Raw genomic sequence first — 16,263 nt, forward strand, 5'->3', positions numbered from 1 at the left:
GCCGGCCGCGCACTCGATCAGCGCGCTCGATACACCGACACCGTCACCGATGCGGTCACCTCGATCGGATCCGGCAGCGCCGCAATCTGTTCGGCCCGCCCTTCATCCACATGAAACGCCGACGGCCCCATGCCCACCACATTCGCGACGTCATCGCGAGTCAGCGTCATCCGGTATTCGACAGGCTCCCGCCCCACCAGCTCGAACCGCTCACCGAGCGATTCCGAGAGCCGATCCTCCTTGGCCCCATCCACACTCACCATCCCGAGCGGCCCGATCAGCTCACCCAGATGCCGCGACGTCGGCGTGACCACGATGAACCGGCCGTTCCCGGCCAGGACCCGCGCGACCTCATCCGCATTGCGCGGGGCGAACACACAGACCACCGCACTCATCACCCCGTCCCGCACCGGCAGCCCACGCCACGCATCCGCCAGCACCGACCCGGCCCGCGCATGCGCCCGAGCCGCCCTGCGCGCCGCCGCCTTCGACACATCCAGCGCGATCCCCCGAGCCCGCGGTACCGCATCCAACACCGCCCCCAGGTAATACCCCGTCCCCGCCCCGATCTCGAGCACAGTCGGTCCGGCCACCGCATCCGCCACGCGCATCGGCCTGCCGTCTCGTGCCGCCGTGGCCGACCGATGGCCGTCGGCCGGTGTGGCCGCGCCTGGATGGAGGGTCGCGGCCAATCTTGCCGCCGAGGCTGCGGTAACGGACTTTCCGGGTGCGGTGACTGCGGTGCCGAACCGGCGACTACGGGCTGGTGTGGCGGGGCCGCCGCGGGCGGTGACGCCAGAGTTGGAGGGAACCGGGTCGGCGGCGACGTGTGCGGTCGCGGGTGGACGCTCGGGAGTGATGTCAGCCGAGGGGGAGTCTGCTCCGAATACTGCTGTGTCGAGAGCGGTTCCGGGGGTCGCCGGGGTGAGTGCGGTCGCTACCGCGGTGGCGAGGGCTTCGGCTATGGGGGTGAAGTGGCCGGCGGATTGGAAGGCGGCTCGGGCGTCGAGCATGGCCGGGGTGTCGCCGGTCATTTTGGTGGAGGCGCCGGTGAGGAGGCCGACGTAGCCCTGTTTGGCCAGATCGAAGGCGTGCCCTCGGGGGCAGTGCAGGGCGCCGGGTGCGGGTGCCGCGAGGGGACCTGCGCACTGTGGGCAGGCGAGTAGGTCGGCGCAAGCAAGGAGCCGGTCCGCGGGGGAGGGCTCGGGTGTGCCGACTATGGGGGGATATGGGGTGTTGTTCACCGTGGTGTCGGTAGGCCCGGGGAGGTCTCGGTGCTCCCGGGAATCTCCGTGAGTCGGGCCTACCGGCACGGGCGAGTCGAGTTGCTAGCTGGTGACTTTGACGAGTTCGTCACCGAGCGCCGCTGCTTCATCCGGCGTGAGCTCGACGACCAGACGCCCGCCACCCTCGAGTGGAACCCGCATGACGATTCCACGCCCTTCCTTGGTTGCTTCGAGGGGACCGTCCCCGGTGCGGGGCTTCATGGCCGCCATCCTCTGCTCCCTCCAGATCTGCGCGGTCTGCTGCGCACTTTCATGGAACTCCAGTTGTCACCAACCAGGCAGCCCGCCGGCATGTGGCGGGCTACACCTAGCCCATTCTTCCCTATCGCGGATCGGGGCGGGTACCTGAGTTCCAAAAACCGACCGACGTGGCGTTCAGCGAGTACTCACATTCACCCAGCAATCGGCGATGTGATCGTCTACCATCCCCGTCGCCTGCATGAGTGCGTACGCCGTTGTGGGTCCCACGAATTTGAACCCGCGGCGCTTGAGTTCTTTTGCGAGAGCGGTGGATTCGGCTGTGACAGCGGGCACATCGGACATGCTCCGCGGCCGCTTTCGGGGGGCCGGAGCGTAGGACCAGAGCAGGGTGTCGAGGCTCTCACCTAGATCGCGGGCAACCCGGGCATTGTGGACGCTGGCCAGTATTTTGGCTCGATTGCGAACAATGCCCGGATCCGCCATGAGGCGTTCCACATCGGCGTCCCCGAACTGCGCCACCCGCCCGATCTCGAACCCCTCGAATGCCGCCCGGAACGCGGGCCGCTTGCGCAAAATCGTGATCCACGCCAGGCCCGACTGAAACGCCTCGAGGCACATTCGTTCGAATAGCGCGTCATCACCGTGCAGTGGACGTCCCCACTCCAGATCGTGGTAATCCCGATAAAGCTGAGAACCCTCCGACCACCCGCACCGGATTCGGCCGTCACCGGATTCCACGCTCATCGCGCACCCGGCTCATCGACACGCTGAGCGGGCGGCGTGGGGGTGGCAGGGGCGACACTCGGAGCCGGGGCGGGGGCCTCGCCGGGAATGACCTGTGGGATGACCCCGTCGACGATCCCCGCCAGCGGACCGGGGGTCGCCGCGGCCTCGGACTCCGGCGCACCGGCGGCGGACTCCGCCTCCGGCTCGCCCGCCGTGACCCGCGCGAGTTCCCCCTCGAGTTCGTCGATGCGGGCGGCGAGCCGGGTCAGCGCCCAGTCCACCTCGCCCGCCTTGTAGCCCCGGAAGACCTGCTGGAAGCGCAGCGCGCGCACATCGCCGCCGCTGATTCCGGCGGCGGGCAGCACGGTGGCGGTGGTTCCCTCCGGTAGCGGCCCGAGCTCCTCGGAGCGCCCGAAGATCGCACTGGCCACCAGGAACAGCAGTGCGGCGACCAATCCGACGATCAGCACGTACAGCAGCATCGTGAGCATGCCGTCGAGCTTAGGTGGCGGGCGCGGACCCGCGCGCCCGTGCCCCGGCGGAATCCGGACGTCGAATTCCGCTGGGCGCTGAGGCTTTACGTCAGAGGTGGCGGGTGGTGTCGATGGACAGCGACATACCGGCCAGGCCGCGGCGGCGGACGGCGAGTTTGTCGGAGATCTCCAGCAGGGCCTTGCCGGAGGCGCTCTCGGGGTCGCGCAGCACGATCGGGGTGCCCTCGTCGCCCGCCTCGCGCAGTCCCTGCTCGATCGGGATCTGGCCCAGCAGCGGCACATTCGCGCCGATCGCGCGGGTCAGGTTGTCGGCCACGGTCTGACCGCCACCGGAGCCGTAGAGCTCCATGCGGGAGCCGTCGGGCAGATCCAGCCACGACATGTTCTCGATGACACCGGCGATGCGCTGACGCGTCTGCAGGGCGATGGAGCCCGCGCGCTCGGCGACCTCGGCCGCGGCCAGCTGCGGGGTGGTGACGACCAGGATCTCCGCGTTCGGGATCAGCTGGGCCAGTGAGATGGCCACGTCGCCGGTGCCCGGCGGCAGGTCCAGCAGCAGGATGTCGAGGTCGCCCCAGAAGACGTCGGCGAGGAACTGCTGCAGCGCGCGGTGCAGCATCGGGCCGCGCCACACCACGGGCGTGTTGCCCTGGGTGAACATGGAGATCGAGATGACCTTCACGTCGTGCGCGATGGGCGGCATGATCATTCGCTCGACCTGGGTGGGCCGCTGCTCGGTGCCCAGCATGCGCGGCACCGAGTGGCCGTAGATGTCGGCGTCGAGGACGCCCACCGAGAGGCCCTTGGCGGCCATGGCGGCCGCGAGATTCACGGTGACGGAAGACTTTCCGACGCCGCCCTTGCCGGAGGCGACCGCGTAGACGCGGGTCAGCGAGCCGGGCTGGGCGAACGGGATGACCGGTTCGGCGGCGTCGCCGCGCAGCTTGCGCCGCAGTTCGGTGCGCTGCTCGTCGTTCATGACGTCGAGTTCGACGGTGATGGCGCCGACCCCGGGCACGTCGTTGACGGCCTTCGTGACCCGTTCCTGGATGGCGCTTTTCATCGGGCAGGCCGACGTCGTCAGGTAGATCACAACGTGGACACTGCTATCCGCGCCGACCTCGACGCTCTTCACCATGCCCAGCTCGGTGATCGGCTTCCGGATCTCCGGGTCGTTCACCTTCGCGAGCGCGCCCCGCACATCCGATTCCGCAACTACTGGCATGCGGCCAAGTCTAGGGACGCCCGCGGGCGTCCTCAGATGCGGGGGAGCGCCCCGGCGCCGGGCGAGACACCCGAGCCGTACGCGGTCTCCCACGCCATCACGTTCGCGACGTAGGCCATGGAGTTGTTGTAGCGGAGGATGGCCCGGGTCTGCTGGCCCGGATCACGCATGTCGAGGCCGCCCGAGCACAGGTACTTGCCCGCGGTCAGCGTGGCGTCGTAGATGTTCTGCGGATCGGCGATGCCGTCGCCATTGCCGTCGGCCGCGTACTTGCGCCAGGTTTCGGGCAGGAACTGCATGGGCCCGACGGCGCGGCGGTAGCTGCCGGAGAGGCCGTCCAGGTCGCCGCCGTCGTTGGTCGCGACCACGTTGTTGCCGTAGAGGCTGCCGTCGAGCACCGGTCCGTAGACGGGCTGGATCGGGTAGCCGTTGTCGTCGATCTTGCCGAAGCCGTGGGTGGATTCGACGCGGCCGATACCGGCCAGCATGTTCCACGGCATATTGCAGGTCGGATTCTCCACGGCCAGAATGCGTTCCGCGTTCTGGTAGGCGTCGTAGGCGACGCCCGGCATGCCGAGCGGTCCGGCCGGACGTGAGGACGGCACCCGGCCGTCGGGCTGCGCGACCGACTTGATCTCCGGAGGCCCAATGGGCGCAACCTGTTTGGCTTCCTTCAACAGCGGTTCCGGGGCGGCGGCAGGGGGTGCCGCCTCGGGTCTGGGTAGGTGTTCTTCGCCGTCGTTCGACATTTGGTGCTGGAAGGTAGCCGTGACCTTGTCGGCGAGGCTGCCGTCTCCGGCTCCGGTAACTGTGGCGAGACCCGCGGGCACGAGCCCGGTTAACGCGATGACCGATCCACGGCGAACTTTCGGGACCGGGGGTTTACGGTGACGACCCACTGTGTGGTGACCCTCCATTGCCATCGGTTGGTACCGGGGAGATGCAGTGAGGGCTACGTTACCGTATCCGAGACCTTCTTGTTACCTCTTCGTGACTAATTCTCAGGTTTTGAAGGAAGTGCTTGTCAGACGCGAGTTTCGGAGCGCCGCTCCGAAACTCGCGAATCACACATTCGTTACGGAGCGGGCGCAGGGGCCGGAGCGGGCAGCGGAATCGTGATGCCGAACGGCAGCGTGATGGCCGGTGCCGGAGTGGTCGTCTCGGTGCTGTCCGGGGCGCCGTCGGCCGGGGCCATGGCGTCCGGCGTGGGTGCCGCCGAGGGCGTGACGGTTTGCTGAGGCTGCGGTTGCTGAGCGGCCTGCTGCGGTTGATCCTGTTGTACCGCCGGGGTACTGCATCCGGCCGTCTGATCCTTGACCATCGGCTTGCCGTCGGGGCCGAAGATGATCGGCTTGCCCTCGGCGGTCATGATCGGCTGGCCGTCGGTCCCCAGCACCTGCTCGCCGGGCTGACCGCTGTCGGGCAGCTTCTGATCCGGCTGCGCCGGAACCGCCGCCTGCTCACAGGGATTCGCGGGCACGGCCGGGGCCGGGCAGAAGATGCCGCACGGGATCGGCGGCAGGCCCGGGATGGTGATCATCACCTGGGTCGGCGTCGGCGTGGTGGCGACCGGCTCGGTGGTGGTCTGCTCCGGCGTGGCCGGAATCGTGGTGGAGGCCACCGTGATGTCCGGGCCGCTGACCGGAGAGTAGTTGTTGGGCACCAGATCCGGCGAGATGTTCACCGCCTGCGGGGTGCCGCCGGTCCGGTACGCATTGGCCCAGCTGAGCACGTTGGCCGCGTAGGCGACCGAGTTGTTGTAGCGCAGCACGGCCCGCAACTGCTGCGCCGGATCGGCCAGATCCATGCCGCCCGAGCACAGGTACTTGCCCGCCGCGAGCGCGGCGTCGAAGACATTGTTGGGATCCGGTGTGCCGCTGCCCTTTCCATTGGCGGCGTACACCGACCAGGTGCTGGGCAGGAACTGCATGGGCCCGACGGCGCGCACGAAGTTGCCGTCGGCGGCCTTGATGACCTCGTTGCCGGGCAGCGTGCCGTCCAGCGCCGGACCGTAGATGGGCGAGACCGTGGTGCCCGCGGCATCGGTGCGGCCGTTGTCGGCGTGATTGGACTCGATGCGGCCGATGCCCGCCAGCAGGTACCAGGGCAGGTGGCAGTTGGGGTCCGAGGACTGTAGTGCCAGTTCGGCATTGCGGTAGGCGGCCAGCACGATCTCCGGAATGCCGAGCACGCCGCTGCCGCCGGGCAGGGCGATGTCGTGCAGCGGGACGGTGCCGCCGAAGAGCGGGACGCCGTCCGCGGGCGGCGTCATTGCGCTGAGTTTGCGGGGGGCCTCCGGAGCCGCCGGAACCAGCCCAACGGTCTGATCCGAGGGCGTGTCGGCGGGTGTACTGATGCTTGCGTTGTGCGCGGAAGCGGCCGCCAGCAACGCGTCCGGCGCGGCCTGCGGGGCCGCGATGTGAACCGTTGTATTGGTGGACGAACCGGCGGTGACCAGGCCCGCTATCAACAGCGCCGACGCTGTCACCGGTGCAGATATTCTCTTCGCCACCACACAATCCCCTCAGTCGTGCGGCCGGTACCCCGTGGCGACACTCATACTGCGGCAGTGTCTGGGTCGGTCGCTCGGAACAACGTGATCCAGGTTACCCATGAGTCAGCTCAGACGGAACAACTTCTGTGGTCAGTCGCCATCATTTTGCGCCGAAATTGCGACCTCGGGGGTATTCCGATCGGTACTCTTCTTTGCTTTCTTGGCCTTCAGGACCTCGCCGCCTACGGCCAGTTTCTCCAATCTGACCAGGGATTCCTTGATGTCGTCCAGTTCTCTGCGCACGTAGTCGCGCGTGGCGACCTCGCCCACCGCGAGCCGCAGCGCGGCCAATTCGCGGGCCAGGAACTCGGTGTCGGCTTTCGTCTGGGCCGCTCGGGTGCGGTCCTCGTCGAGCGACACGCGGTCGCGATTGTCCTGCCGGTTCTGCGCCAGCAGGATCAATGGCGCGGCATAGGCGGCCTGGGTGGAGAACGCGAGGTTCAGCAGGATGAAGGGGTAGGGGTCCCACTGCAGACTCACCGCGAACACGTTCAGCGCGATCCACACGAACACGATCGCGGTCTGGATCACCAGGTAGCGGCCGGTGCCCAGGAAACGGGCCACCCGCTCGCTGGAGCGGGCCATCGCCTCGGGGTCCCAATCCAGACCGCGGAAACGGTTCTCGAGTGGGGTCTCCAAACGCTGACGGGCAGTGAGTTTTTCGAGCCGTTCGCTCATGCGCGGCCTCCCGTCCCTTCGATCACGGGAATACCGTGTACATCGTGATGGTCTTCGTCCTGCTCACGCCAGTCCTCCGGCAGCAGGTGGTCGAGCACGTCATCGACGGTGACGGCTCCCAATAGATGATTCTCCGCGTCCACCACCGGTCCGCACACCAGGTTGTAGGTGGCGAAATAGCGGGTCACGGCGGTGAGCGGGGCCTCGGGCCGCAGCTGCACCAGATCGGTGTCGACGATGCCGCCGACCAGGCTCGCGGGCGGTTCCCGCAGCAACTGCTGGAAGTGCACGCATCCCAGGTAGCGGCCGGTCGGGGTGGCGGTCGGTGGGCGCACCACGAAGGCCATGGAGGCCAGGGCCGGGGTGAGCTCGGGGTCGCGGATGCGGGCCAGCGCCTCGGCGACCGTGGTGGAGGCGGTGAGCACGATCGCGTCGGGGGTCATCAGACCACCGGCGGTGTAGGGCGCGTGCTCGAGCAGGCGGCGGACCGGCTCGGAGTCCTCCGGATCCATCAGCGCCAGCAGTGATTCCGCCTCGCCCGCGGGCAGCTCGCCCAGCAGGTCGGCGGCGTCGTCGGGGTCCATGGCCTCGAGCAGGTCGGCGGCGCGTTCCACACCGAGCTGTTCGAGCAGCTCCACCTGGTCGTTCTCGGGGAGCTCCTGGACCACGTCGGCGAGGCGCTCGTCGTCGAATGCCGCGGCCACCTCGATGCGGCGCTTGCGGGGCAATTCGCGCAGCATATGCGCGACGTCGGCCGGGCGCATGCCCTCGAACTGCGCGAGCAGTTGGGTGACGTCCTGGCCGGGCAGGTTCAGCTCGGTCTGGGTGAGGCCGCGCACCTGCGCCCAATCGACCACGTGCACCGCGCCACGCCGCCCGAAACCCACGCCGAGGCGGCGACGTTCGCGCACCGCGACCCGCGAGACCACCCAGTCGCGGGTGCGGCCCTGCTCGATGCCGAGGTCGACCACCACCACGTCCGCGTCCGTCAGTTGCGGCAGTTCGGGGTCGGCGACCCGGACCGCGGAGTCGAGAATCTGTGCGATCGCCAGCAACTCGCCCGGCCGCTGCTCGAAGCGGCGCACGCTGATGGTGCCGGTCGTCAGGGTGATCGCGCCCGGATCGACGGACTGCACCCGCAACATCGGCACGAAAATTCGTTTCCGAGTGGACAGTTCGACGAGGATGCCGAGAACCCGCGGTTGCTGGCGGTCATACCGAATCGAAACCACGATGTCCCGGAGGCGGCCGATAGACTCGCCGTCCGGTCCTAGTACCACCAAGCCCGCCAACCGGGCGGCGAAAACCTTCGTCGCTGCCATGTTTGGTAAGGCTAGTGGGTCGAGCGCGTCCGAATTGTCGCGCCACGTGAAGGAGTGAGCCATGACATCCGCGGGATCGACCTCTCGAGTGCGCCGATCGGTGCTCGCCGTCCCCGGCAGCAACCCGCGCATGATCGAAAAGGCCAAGGGGCTGGCGGCCGACGAGGTGTTCCTGGACCTCGAGGACGCGGTCGCCCCCGCGGCCAAGGCGGCGGCCCGCGCCAATATCGTGACGGCCCTGAACGCGGGCGGCTGGGGCAACCAGATTCGCGTGGTGCGGGTCAACGACTGGAGCACCGAGTACACCTACGCCGACGTGATCACCGTGGTGGAGGGCGCGGGCTCGGAGCTGGACGCCATCCTGCTGCCCAAGGTGATCGACGCCGCGCAGGTGCAGGCGCTGGATCTGCTGCTGACCCAATTGGAGAAGGCCAACGGGTTGCCGGTCGGGCGGATCGGGATCGAACCGCAGATCGAGAACGCGCTCGGGCTGCGCAATATCGACGCCATCGCGACCGCGAGCCCACGGGTACAGACCCTGGTGTTCGGGCCCGCCGACTTCATGGCGTCGATCAATATGCGGACGCTCGTGGTGGGGGAGCAGCCCGAGGGTTACGAGCCGGGTGACGCGTATCACCACATCTATATGACGATCTTGCTGGCCGCGCGCGCCCACGGTCTGCAGGCCATCGACGGCCCCTATCTGGCGGTCCGCGATATCGACGGTTTCCGGCGCAACGCGTCCCGCACGGCCGCACTGGGATTCGACGGCAAATGGGTGCTGCATCCGGACCAGATCACCGCCTGCAACGAGATCTTCAGCCCACGTCAGGCCGATTACGACCACGCCGAGGAGATCCTGGACGCGTACGCCTTCCACACCTCCGTCGAGGGCGGGGCGCGCGGGGCGGTGATGCTCGGTGACGAGATGATCGACGAAGCCAGCGCGAAGATGGCGCAGGTCATAGCAGATAAGGGGCGGGCCGCTGGAATGGTGCGTACCACGCGTTTCGTGGCCCCGACTGTCGGCGCGAAATAGCATGATGGAGTCATGACGAATCCCATGGGGAATGCGAACCGGGGCCGCCCGGGTCTCCCGACGCCACCGTCGGGCTGGCCGATCGGTTCCTACCCGACCTACGCCGAGGCGCAGCGGGCCGTCGACTACCTCGCCGACGGTCAGTTCCCGGTGGAGGGCGTGACCATCGTCGGTGTCGATCTGATGCAGGTCGAGCGCGTGCTGTACCGGTTGACCTGGGGCAAAGTCATTGGCGGCGGCATGGTTTCGGGCGCCTGGCTGGGCCTGTTCCTGGGTCTGCTGCTGAGCATGTTCACCTCCGGCGGGGCCATCGGCCCGCTGGCGGTGGGTCTGATCGGCGGCATCATTTTCGGGCTCATCTCCGCGTCCATCCCGTACGCGGCGACCCGGGGCCAGCGCGACTTCGCCTCCACCATGCAGTTGGTGGCGGGCCGCTACGACGTGCTGTGCGATCCCAAGACCGCCGAGCAGGCGCGCGACATGCTCGCCAGGCTGGCCATCTGACTCCATGGATGTTCTCGACAAGGTCCGAGCCGGTGTGCTCGGGCATTTCGGCGTGGAGTCCGCGGACGCGGCCTCGGTCACGTTCCTCGGCCTGGAACCCATCGATATTCTGCGCATCCCCGACGGCGAGTTCGTGCACTACGCCACGCTGGGCGGTGCCCGGCATCCGATGACGGATCCGGCCGCGGCCCTGGCCGATCCGGTGCGCGGGCCGCGCGCGGAACTGGTGCTCACCCTGCGCGGCGGGGCGGGCGCGGGCTCCGGGCTGACCCGCACGCTGGGCGTACTGGTGGCCGCACCCGCCGTGGAAGGCGTTGTGCTGCAAGCGGATGGGCTGCTGGACCTCGGAGAACCGTTGTGGTCCAACGCGCCGTTCACCGCGGTGCTGCTGGGCGACAGCGACATTCCGGAAGTGGCATTGCCGGAACCCGCTGAGCCCGTACGGTTTCTGACGGTCGTGCCCATCACCGCCACCGAGGCGGCCTGGGTGCGCATTCGCGGTGCCGCCGCCCTGCGTGACGCCTGGACCGAGGCGGGCATCGACATCCGCGACCCGGGCCGGTCGGCAGCCTCGCTCTGACTGTCCACCAACCCATCCGGCGACGACGCCGCTGTCGAGCAGGTGCTCAGAGCCAGTTGTTGCGGTGGAAGTTCGCGTACAGCCCGAGGCACAGCACCACCATGATGGCGATCACGATGGGATAGCCGTAGGTCCACGAAAGTTCCGGCATGTGTTCGAAATTCATGCCGTAGACGCCCGCGATCATGGTCGGCACGGCGGCCATGGCGGCCCACGCGGAGATCTTGCGCATATCGGTGTTCTGCTGCACGCTCACCTTCGCCAGCGCGGCATTGATGAGGGCGGAGAGGGATTCGTTGAAATCGATGATCTGCTCGGTGACCGCGGTGTGGTGGTCGGTGACGTCGCGCAGGTAGCGGCGGATCTCCTTGGGCAGCGGCAGGGTGGTGTCGTGGGTGAGCAGCTGCAGCGGCATCCCCAGCGGCTTGACGGCCCCGCGCAGTTCCACCACTTCGCGTTTGAGCTGATAGATGGCCTCGATCTGGAGCTGGTTGGCGGGGGTGAAGACGGCCTCCTCGATGGCGTCGACATCCGCCTCGATGGCCGCGGTGACCTGCACGTAGGTGTCGACGACCCGGTCGGCGACGGCGTGCAGGACCGCACCGGGTCCGAGCGCGAGCTGGCTCGGGTCGGCTTCGAGATCCTTTCGGACACCGCGCAATTCGGTGTGGTCGCCGTGCCGGACGGTGATCGCGAAGTCGGGTCCCAGGAACACCATGATCTCGCCGGTGTCGACGATCTCGCTGACCGTGCTGAGCTCGTGCTCGACGTAGCGCACCGTGCGCAGCACCAGGAACAGGATGTCGTCGTAGCGTTCGAGTTTGGGCCGCTGCGCCGCCTTGACCGCGTCCTCGACCGCGAGCTGGTGCAGGCCGAAGGTCTCGGCGACATCGGTCATGAGCGCGGTGCCGGGCTCGAGCAGCCCGAGCCAGACGAAGCCCTCCTTGCGCTCGCGCACCTCGGCGAGCGCGTTCTTGTACGTGCACTGATCCCAGAGCCGCTGCCCGTCCACGTAGACGGCGCAGTCGACGATCCCGCCCGGAGGGGCCGCGGGCTTCGGCTCCGGGCGCGCACCCGACCGCCCGGGCCAATGGAAGGACGGCAGCGGCAGATTCGAGGACACATCAAGGATGCTAATCCTGGGGCGCATGCAATATTGACGACGTGCGCATCGATCTCCACACCCATTCCACCGCTTCCGACGGCACGGACACCCCGGCCGAACTCATCGGCAAGGCGGCCGCCGCCGGTCTCGACGTGGTGGCTCTCACCGACCACGACACCACGTCCGGCTGGGCCGAGGCGGTCGCCGCCCTGCCGCCGGGTCTGACGCTGGTACGCGGCATGGAGATGTCGTGTGTGGGCGAGGGGGAGGACGGGTACCCGGTGCCGGTGCATCTGCTGGCCTACCTGTTCGACCCCGACAATGAGTCCTTCGCGCAGGAGCGGGAACGCCTGCGCGCCGAGCGGGTGGTCCGGCTGCGGGCCATGGCCGAGCAGATGGCGGCCGACGGCCTGCCCATCGATCCGGACGCGGTGATGGCCTCGGTGGGCCCGTCCGCGGGCCGCCCGCATCTGGCGCGTGCCCTGGTCGAGGCCGGGGTGGTGCCGACGGTCGACGCGGCCTTCACGGATCTGCTGGCCCCGCACGGCCGCTACTACGTCGAGAAGGCCGACACGCCGCTGCGACGGGCGATCGAGATGGTGGCCTCGGCGGGCGGGGTGAGCGTGGTCGCGCACGCCCGCGCCCGCAAGCGGGGACGCCTGCTGGCCCTGGATCACATTCGGGAGCTGGCCGAGATCGGGCTGGGCGGGCTGGAGCTCGATCACCCGGACCACAGTGCGGCCGACCGCGAGGTGCTGGCCGGGCTGGCGGGCGAGCTGGGTTTGCTGACCACCGGTTCCTCCGATTACCACGGCGCGAACAAGACCATTCGGCTCGGTGAATTCACTACCGACCCAACCCAATTCGAGGAAATTGTGGGCAAAGCCAGCGGGGTGCCGGTGATCACCGCGTGAGGGTCCTCCGGGGTCTGAGCGGAATCATCGCGGGGGGCACGGTGGTGCTGGCGGCCACGGTCGTCGGCACCGCGATCATCGGTGCTCGCCGCGGGTTTCCGGGCCCCGGATGGCTGGATCTGACGTGGCATGTGGCGGCCGCGCTGGGAGTTCTGGCCGCCCAGATTTATGCGGATAAACGTCAGGGTTTCGCCGCCTTTTTCGGGTGTGTGGTCGTTTTCGGAATAGCCGGATATCTGCTCTGGGCGCAGTGGTGGAACTGAAATACGCATAACGGTTGCGAGTAGTTGAACTGTCGTCGAACATTTGTCGATATGACCGAATTCGACGCCGATGTGCTGGTGCTGGGAGGTGGCCCGGCGGGAGCCTGGGCCGCCCTTGCCGCGGCTGCCGCGGGCGCGCGGGTATTGGTCGCCGACAAGGCCCGCTGCGGATCCAGCGGCCCGACGGCGCAGGGCGGGGTCACGCTGTGGAATCTGCCCTCGGGTGAGGCCCGCGAGGAGGCGGTGCGGCAGACCCTGGCCCACGGCGGCGGGCTGGGCGATTCGGACCTGATGTTCCGGGTGCTGGAGGAGACCCACCGGCGTGTCGGCCAACTGGTGCGGGGCGGCTTCCGCTTCCAAGGTGAACACGCGGAGCGTCCGGCCCGGGTCTATCTCGACGGCGCGAAGTATCTGGGACGGCTGCGGCGCAGCATGGTGGTCGCCGGGGTACGGATTCTCGACCACCATCCGGCCCTGCAGCTGCTCACCGACGGCGACGGCGTCGTATCGGGCGCCTCGGGGGTGGCGCTGCGCGGCGACTGCCGCCGCTGGACCGTCCGGGCCCGCGCGGTGGTGCTGGCCACCGGCGGCTGCGCCTTCCTCTCCGGCGGCGCGGGCACCGATGTGGACACCGGTGACGGGCTGCTGATGGGCGCGGAGGCCGGGGCCGAACTGTCGGGCATGGAGTTCTCCAACGCGTATTCGCTGGCGCCGGTGGCCGATTCGCCCCGGCTGGGCGGTCGGCCGGTGGCCGCGGTGTTCGCCTCCGATCAGGTCATGCACTTCGCCACCCTCTACGACGAATCGCGCGAGGTGCTCTGGGGACAGGGATGTGGTTCGCGCGCACAGGCTTTCGCGGCCATCGCCGACGGTCGCCGGGTCTACGCGGCCCTCGACGAGCTGCCCGAGTCGATGCGCGCCGACCTGCGCCGCAACCATCCGAGCCCGACCGGCCGGGTGCCGCTGTGCGCGGTGCTCGAGGGCACGGTCCGCGGCACCGGCGGGCTGCGGCTGGCCGGACCCGATTGCGCCACCACCGTTCCCGGCCTCTACGGCGCGGGCGATGTCACCACCCGGGAGCCGGTGACGGGTGCGGTCAGCGGATTCGGCGGGCAGAACGGGGCCTGGGCGATCTCGTCGGGGGTGTGGGCGGGCTCGGGCGCCGCGGGTTTCGCGATCGCCCGGAACAAGATCGGCAAGGCGCGTCCGGTGCCCGGGGCGGGCCTCGGCGACAAGACGAGATTGGATCCGCGGGCGGTGGTCGGCCTGGTCCAGGAGCACACGCTGCCGCTGCGGCGCAGCTACTGGCGCAGTGACGGCAGCCTGCGCGACAGCATCGCCGAACTGGACGGACTGTGGCCCGGCGTCGAATTGGCGCTCGGCGGAAAGGGACCCGACCGGCTGCGCGCCCGCCAGGCCGCGGCCCTGCTCGCGGTGGCGCGCTGGACCAAGTATTCGGCCCTGGCCCGCACCGAGACCCGCGGCATGCACCGCCGCACCGACCACCCGGGCGCGGTAAGTGACTGGCGGGTACGGTTGCTCACGGGCGGACTCGAAAGTGTCTGGGTCCGGCCCGACCTCACAACGGTCGCCGCCCGCCCCGCTTGACAGCTCACCGCCGCCCTCGCGACCGCGTTGTGACAGCTCTCCGGGTTGTGCTCCCCACCAGCGAGTTTCCGTTCATCCGGACGTGATCCGGCTGCTTTACGCTGCAACGATGGTGAGGCGACGCGACGGCCCGAGGGGGCGATTTGGCAGGCCGTCGCGGCGACTGGCAGAATGGGCCGATCCTGGCCGAAGCCACCGCCCGGCACGGGACACTCGGTGATCACGGAACCCCGACTCGCGGGTTCACACGAGGTCACCCCGGCCCTATCGCCCGGACACACCCCTCCGGTTCTCGCTCGACGATCTGCGCTGCCGCGACACACTTCCCGCATTGCCGTAATACTTTGTCTGCGTTGCCACGATGAGGTGGCAGGGTTTCTGCGAAGTGGCTCGGAAGTGGTGTCGACGTCGCTGAACGCGACTGCGGCAAAAGATATATGAGCACCGAAACCACAAATTCAGCTATTACCGAACGGTAACCGTCAAACGGTTGAGTCCGAACCGATCAGGAGTGAAATCGTGTCACCCGTGACTGAAGCAGTGAATGCCACCGTGGCTCCCGCGAATGATGGGGCCCCCGCGTCCAATGGCGCGCTGGCCGACATCACCACGGAAGAAATTTTCGCCGGGCACCTTGGCGGCAAGCTCTCGGTCGAACTCACCGCGCCCCTGGAGACGCAGCGCGATCTGTCCATCGCCTACACCCCGGGCGTGGCGCAGGTCTGCCGCGGCATTCACAAGGACGAGTCGCTCGCCAAGACCTACACCTGGGCCGAGCGCCTGGTCGTGGTCGTCTCCGACGGCACCGCCGTGCTGGGTCTGGGCGACATCGGCCCGCGCGCCTCGCTGCCGGTGATGGAGGGCAAGGCGGCGCTGTTCAAGAAGTTCGCCGGTCTGGACTCGATCCCGCTGGTGCTGGACACCAAGGACGTCGACAAGATCGTCGAGACGCTGATCCTGCTGCGCCCGAGCTTCGGTGCGGTCAACCTCGAGGACATCTCCGCGCCGCGCTGCTTCGAGATCGAGAAGCGCGTCATCGAGGCCCTCGATTGCCCGGTCATGCACGACGACCAGCACGGCACCGCCATCGTGGTGCTGGCCGCCCTCAAGGGCGCGGCCGCGGTGCAGGGTCGCGACATGAGCGGTCTGAAGGTCGTGGTCTCGGGTGCGGGCGCCGCCGGTGTGGCGTGCACCGACATCCTGCTGGCCGCAGGCGTTTCCGACATCGTCGTGCTCGACTCCAAGGGCATCGTGAGCCGGGACCGCGGCGACCTGAACTCGGTCAAGGTGGATCTGGCGGCGCGCACCAACCCGCGCAACGTGACCGGCGGCCCGGCCGAGGCGCTGGCCGGAGCCGACGTGTTCCTGGGTCTGTCGGCGGGCACCATCGCCGAGGAGCTCATCGCCTCGATGGCCCCCGAGTCCATCGTGTTCGCGATGTCCAACCCGGACCCGGAGATTCACCCCGATGTGGCGAGCAAGTACGCCGCCATCGTGGCGACCGGCCGCAGCGACTTCCCGAACCAGATCAACAATGTGCTGGCCTTCCCGGGCGTCTTCAAGGGCGCGCTGGACGCCGGTGCGCGTCGCATCACCGAGGGCATGAAGGTGGCCGCGGCGGAGGCGATCTTCAATGTGGTCGCCGGTGAGCTGGCCGCGGACAAGATCATTCCGAGCCCGCTGGACCCGCGCGTGGCCCCGGCCGTCGCCGAGGCCGTCGGCAACGCCGCTCGCGCCGAGGGCGTGGCGTAACCAGCCACACCC

17 protein-coding genes and 1 pseudogene are annotated in these 16,263 nt (G+C 68.6%); 7 read left to right on the plus strand and 11 right to left on the minus strand.

Annotated features, from left to right (window positions below; all coding sequences use genetic code 11):
- Nucleotides 1-17: 17 nt before the first annotated feature.
- The 10 genes and pseudogenes from ACYVN4_RS01915 to ACYVN4_RS01960 form a co-directional block, all read right to left on the minus strand.
- Nucleotides 18-860 carry a methyltransferase domain-containing protein gene (locus tag ACYVN4_RS01915; RefSeq protein WP_460718331.1) on the minus strand — a complete coding sequence of 281 codons (843 nt, stop codon included), beginning with the start codon at nt 858-860 and terminating at the stop codon, nt 18-20.
- Between the two features lie 204 nt (nt 861-1,064).
- Nucleotides 1,065-1,313: pseudogene (locus ACYVN4_RS01920) on the minus strand (putative RNA methyltransferase); the annotation flags it as partial.
- A gap of 15 nt (nt 1,314-1,328) precedes the next feature.
- A complete protein-coding gene (locus ACYVN4_RS01925; RefSeq protein ID WP_083869218.1) occupies nt 1,329-1,496 on the minus strand; it encodes a DUF3117 domain-containing protein in 168 nt (55 codons plus the stop codon).
- A gap of 165 nt (nt 1,497-1,661) precedes the next feature.
- Nucleotides 1,662-2,231 carry a DNA-3-methyladenine glycosylase I gene (locus ACYVN4_RS01930; RefSeq protein ID WP_460717466.1) on the minus strand — a complete coding sequence of 190 codons (570 nt, stop codon included), beginning with the start codon at nt 2,229-2,231 and terminating at the stop codon, nt 1,662-1,664.
- Nucleotides 2,228-2,704, minus strand: coding sequence for a DivIVA domain-containing protein (locus ACYVN4_RS01935; protein WP_460717467.1), 477 nt, complete (start codon nt 2,702-2,704; stop codon nt 2,228-2,230). Before ACYVN4_RS01935 ends, ACYVN4_RS01930 begins: the two co-directional genes overlap by 4 nt.
- Before the next feature lie 91 nt (nt 2,705-2,795).
- Nucleotides 2,796-3,932: an Mrp/NBP35 family ATP-binding protein gene (locus ACYVN4_RS01940; RefSeq protein ID WP_379362500.1), complete on the minus strand. Its 1,137-nt coding sequence runs from the start codon at nt 3,930-3,932 to the stop codon at nt 2,796-2,798.
- 32 nt (nt 3,933-3,964) lie between these two features.
- Nucleotides 3,965-4,831: a lytic transglycosylase domain-containing protein gene (locus ACYVN4_RS01945; RefSeq protein ID WP_460717468.1), complete on the minus strand. Its 867-nt coding sequence runs from the start codon at nt 4,829-4,831 to the stop codon at nt 3,965-3,967.
- Between the two features lie 176 nt (nt 4,832-5,007).
- A complete protein-coding gene (locus ACYVN4_RS01950) occupies nt 5,008-6,420 on the minus strand; it encodes a lytic transglycosylase domain-containing protein (RefSeq protein WP_460717469.1) in 1,413 nt (470 codons plus the stop codon).
- Nucleotides 6,421-6,576: 156 nt separating this feature from the next.
- Nucleotides 6,577-7,164 carry a DUF1003 domain-containing protein gene (locus tag ACYVN4_RS01955; protein WP_460717470.1) on the minus strand — a complete coding sequence of 196 codons (588 nt, stop codon included), beginning with the start codon at nt 7,162-7,164 and terminating at the stop codon, nt 6,577-6,579.
- Nucleotides 7,161-8,486, minus strand: a complete 1,326-nt coding sequence (locus tag ACYVN4_RS01960) for a magnesium transporter MgtE N-terminal domain-containing protein (protein ID WP_460717471.1) — start codon at nt 8,484-8,486, stop codon at nt 7,161-7,163. Before ACYVN4_RS01960 ends, ACYVN4_RS01955 begins: the two co-directional genes overlap by 4 nt.
- A gap of 61 nt (nt 8,487-8,547) precedes the next feature.
- Here ACYVN4_RS01960 and ACYVN4_RS01965 point away from each other — a divergent pair, with 61 nt between their 5' ends.
- From ACYVN4_RS01965 to ACYVN4_RS01975, 3 genes are read left to right on the plus strand one after another with little or no spacing between them, the layout of a single operon-like run.
- Nucleotides 8,548-9,525 carry an HpcH/HpaI aldolase/citrate lyase family protein gene (locus ACYVN4_RS01965; protein ID WP_460717472.1) on the plus strand — a complete coding sequence of 326 codons (978 nt, stop codon included), beginning with the start codon at nt 8,548-8,550 and terminating at the stop codon, nt 9,523-9,525.
- 12 nt (nt 9,526-9,537) lie between these two features.
- On the plus strand, nt 9,538-10,029 hold the full coding sequence (locus tag ACYVN4_RS01970; protein WP_379362494.1) for a YflT domain-containing protein: 492 nt from the start codon (nt 9,538-9,540) through the stop codon (nt 10,027-10,029).
- A gap of 4 nt (nt 10,030-10,033) precedes the next feature.
- Nucleotides 10,034-10,609 carry a suppressor of fused domain protein gene (locus tag ACYVN4_RS01975; RefSeq protein ID WP_460717473.1) on the plus strand — a complete coding sequence of 192 codons (576 nt, stop codon included), beginning with the start codon at nt 10,034-10,036 and terminating at the stop codon, nt 10,607-10,609.
- Nucleotides 10,610-10,655: 46 nt separating this feature from the next.
- Here ACYVN4_RS01975 and corA read toward each other — a convergent pair whose 3' ends face one another.
- Entirely contained in the window at nt 10,656-11,732 is a 1,077-nt protein-coding gene (gene corA / locus ACYVN4_RS01980) for a magnesium/cobalt transporter CorA (protein ID WP_460717474.1), read from the minus strand.
- Between the two features lie 41 nt (nt 11,733-11,773).
- Here corA and ACYVN4_RS01985 point away from each other — a divergent pair, with 41 nt between their 5' ends.
- The 4 genes from ACYVN4_RS01985 (at nt 11,774) to ACYVN4_RS02000 (ending at nt 16,251) form a co-directional block, all read left to right on the plus strand.
- On the plus strand, nt 11,774-12,628 hold the full coding sequence (locus ACYVN4_RS01985; protein WP_460717475.1) for a PHP domain-containing protein: 855 nt from the start codon (nt 11,774-11,776) through the stop codon (nt 12,626-12,628).
- Complete coding sequence (locus ACYVN4_RS01990) at nt 12,625-12,891, plus strand: hypothetical protein (RefSeq protein ID WP_460717476.1); 267 nt, start codon at nt 12,625-12,627, stop codon at nt 12,889-12,891. The genes ACYVN4_RS01985 and ACYVN4_RS01990 overlap by 4 nt, the downstream gene beginning before the upstream one ends.
- Before the next feature lie 51 nt (nt 12,892-12,942).
- Nucleotides 12,943-14,499 (plus strand): FAD-binding protein, encoded by a 1,557-nt coding sequence (locus ACYVN4_RS01995; protein WP_460717477.1) that lies wholly within the window; start codon nt 12,943-12,945, stop codon nt 14,497-14,499.
- A gap of 519 nt (nt 14,500-15,018) precedes the next feature.
- Entirely contained in the window at nt 15,019-16,251 is a 1,233-nt protein-coding gene (locus ACYVN4_RS02000) for an NAD(P)-dependent malic enzyme (protein ID WP_460717478.1), read from the plus strand.
- Nucleotides 16,252-16,263: the final 12 nt, after the last annotated feature.

The sequence above is a fragment of the Nocardia heshunensis genome (assembly GCF_054782115.1).

Bases quoted from the DNA above. Each gene is read 5' to 3' on its own strand.
- ACYVN4_RS01925 (WP_083869218.1), bottom strand. From the start codon at position 1,496: ATGGCGGCCATGAAGCCCCGCACCGGGGACGGTCCCCTCGAAGCAACC.
- ACYVN4_RS01930 (WP_460717466.1), bottom strand. From the start codon at position 2,231: ATGAGCGTGGAATCCGGTGACGGCCGAATCCGGTGCGGGTGGTCGGAG.
- ACYVN4_RS01970 (WP_379362494.1), top strand. From the start codon at position 9,538: ATGACGAATCCCATGGGGAATGCGAACCGGGGCCGCCCGGGTCTCCCG.
- ACYVN4_RS01995 (WP_460717477.1), top strand. From the start codon at position 12,943: ATGACCGAATTCGACGCCGATGTGCTGGTGCTGGGAGGTGGCCCGGCG.
- ACYVN4_RS01965 (WP_460717472.1), top strand. From the start codon at position 8,548: ATGACATCCGCGGGATCGACCTCTCGAGTGCGCCGATCGGTGCTCGCC.
- ACYVN4_RS01960 (WP_460717471.1), bottom strand. From the start codon at position 8,486: ATGGCAGCGACGAAGGTTTTCGCCGCCCGGTTGGCGGGCTTGGTGGTA.
- ACYVN4_RS01935 (WP_460717467.1), bottom strand. From the start codon at position 2,704: ATGCTCACGATGCTGCTGTACGTGCTGATCGTCGGATTGGTCGCCGCA.
- ACYVN4_RS01975 (WP_460717473.1), top strand. From the start codon at position 10,034: ATGGATGTTCTCGACAAGGTCCGAGCCGGTGTGCTCGGGCATTTCGGC.
- ACYVN4_RS01955 (WP_460717470.1), bottom strand. From the start codon at position 7,164: ATGAGCGAACGGCTCGAAAAACTCACTGCCCGTCAGCGTTTGGAGACC.
- ACYVN4_RS01940 (WP_379362500.1), bottom strand. From the start codon at position 3,932: ATGCCAGTAGTTGCGGAATCGGATGTGCGGGGCGCGCTCGCGAAGGTG.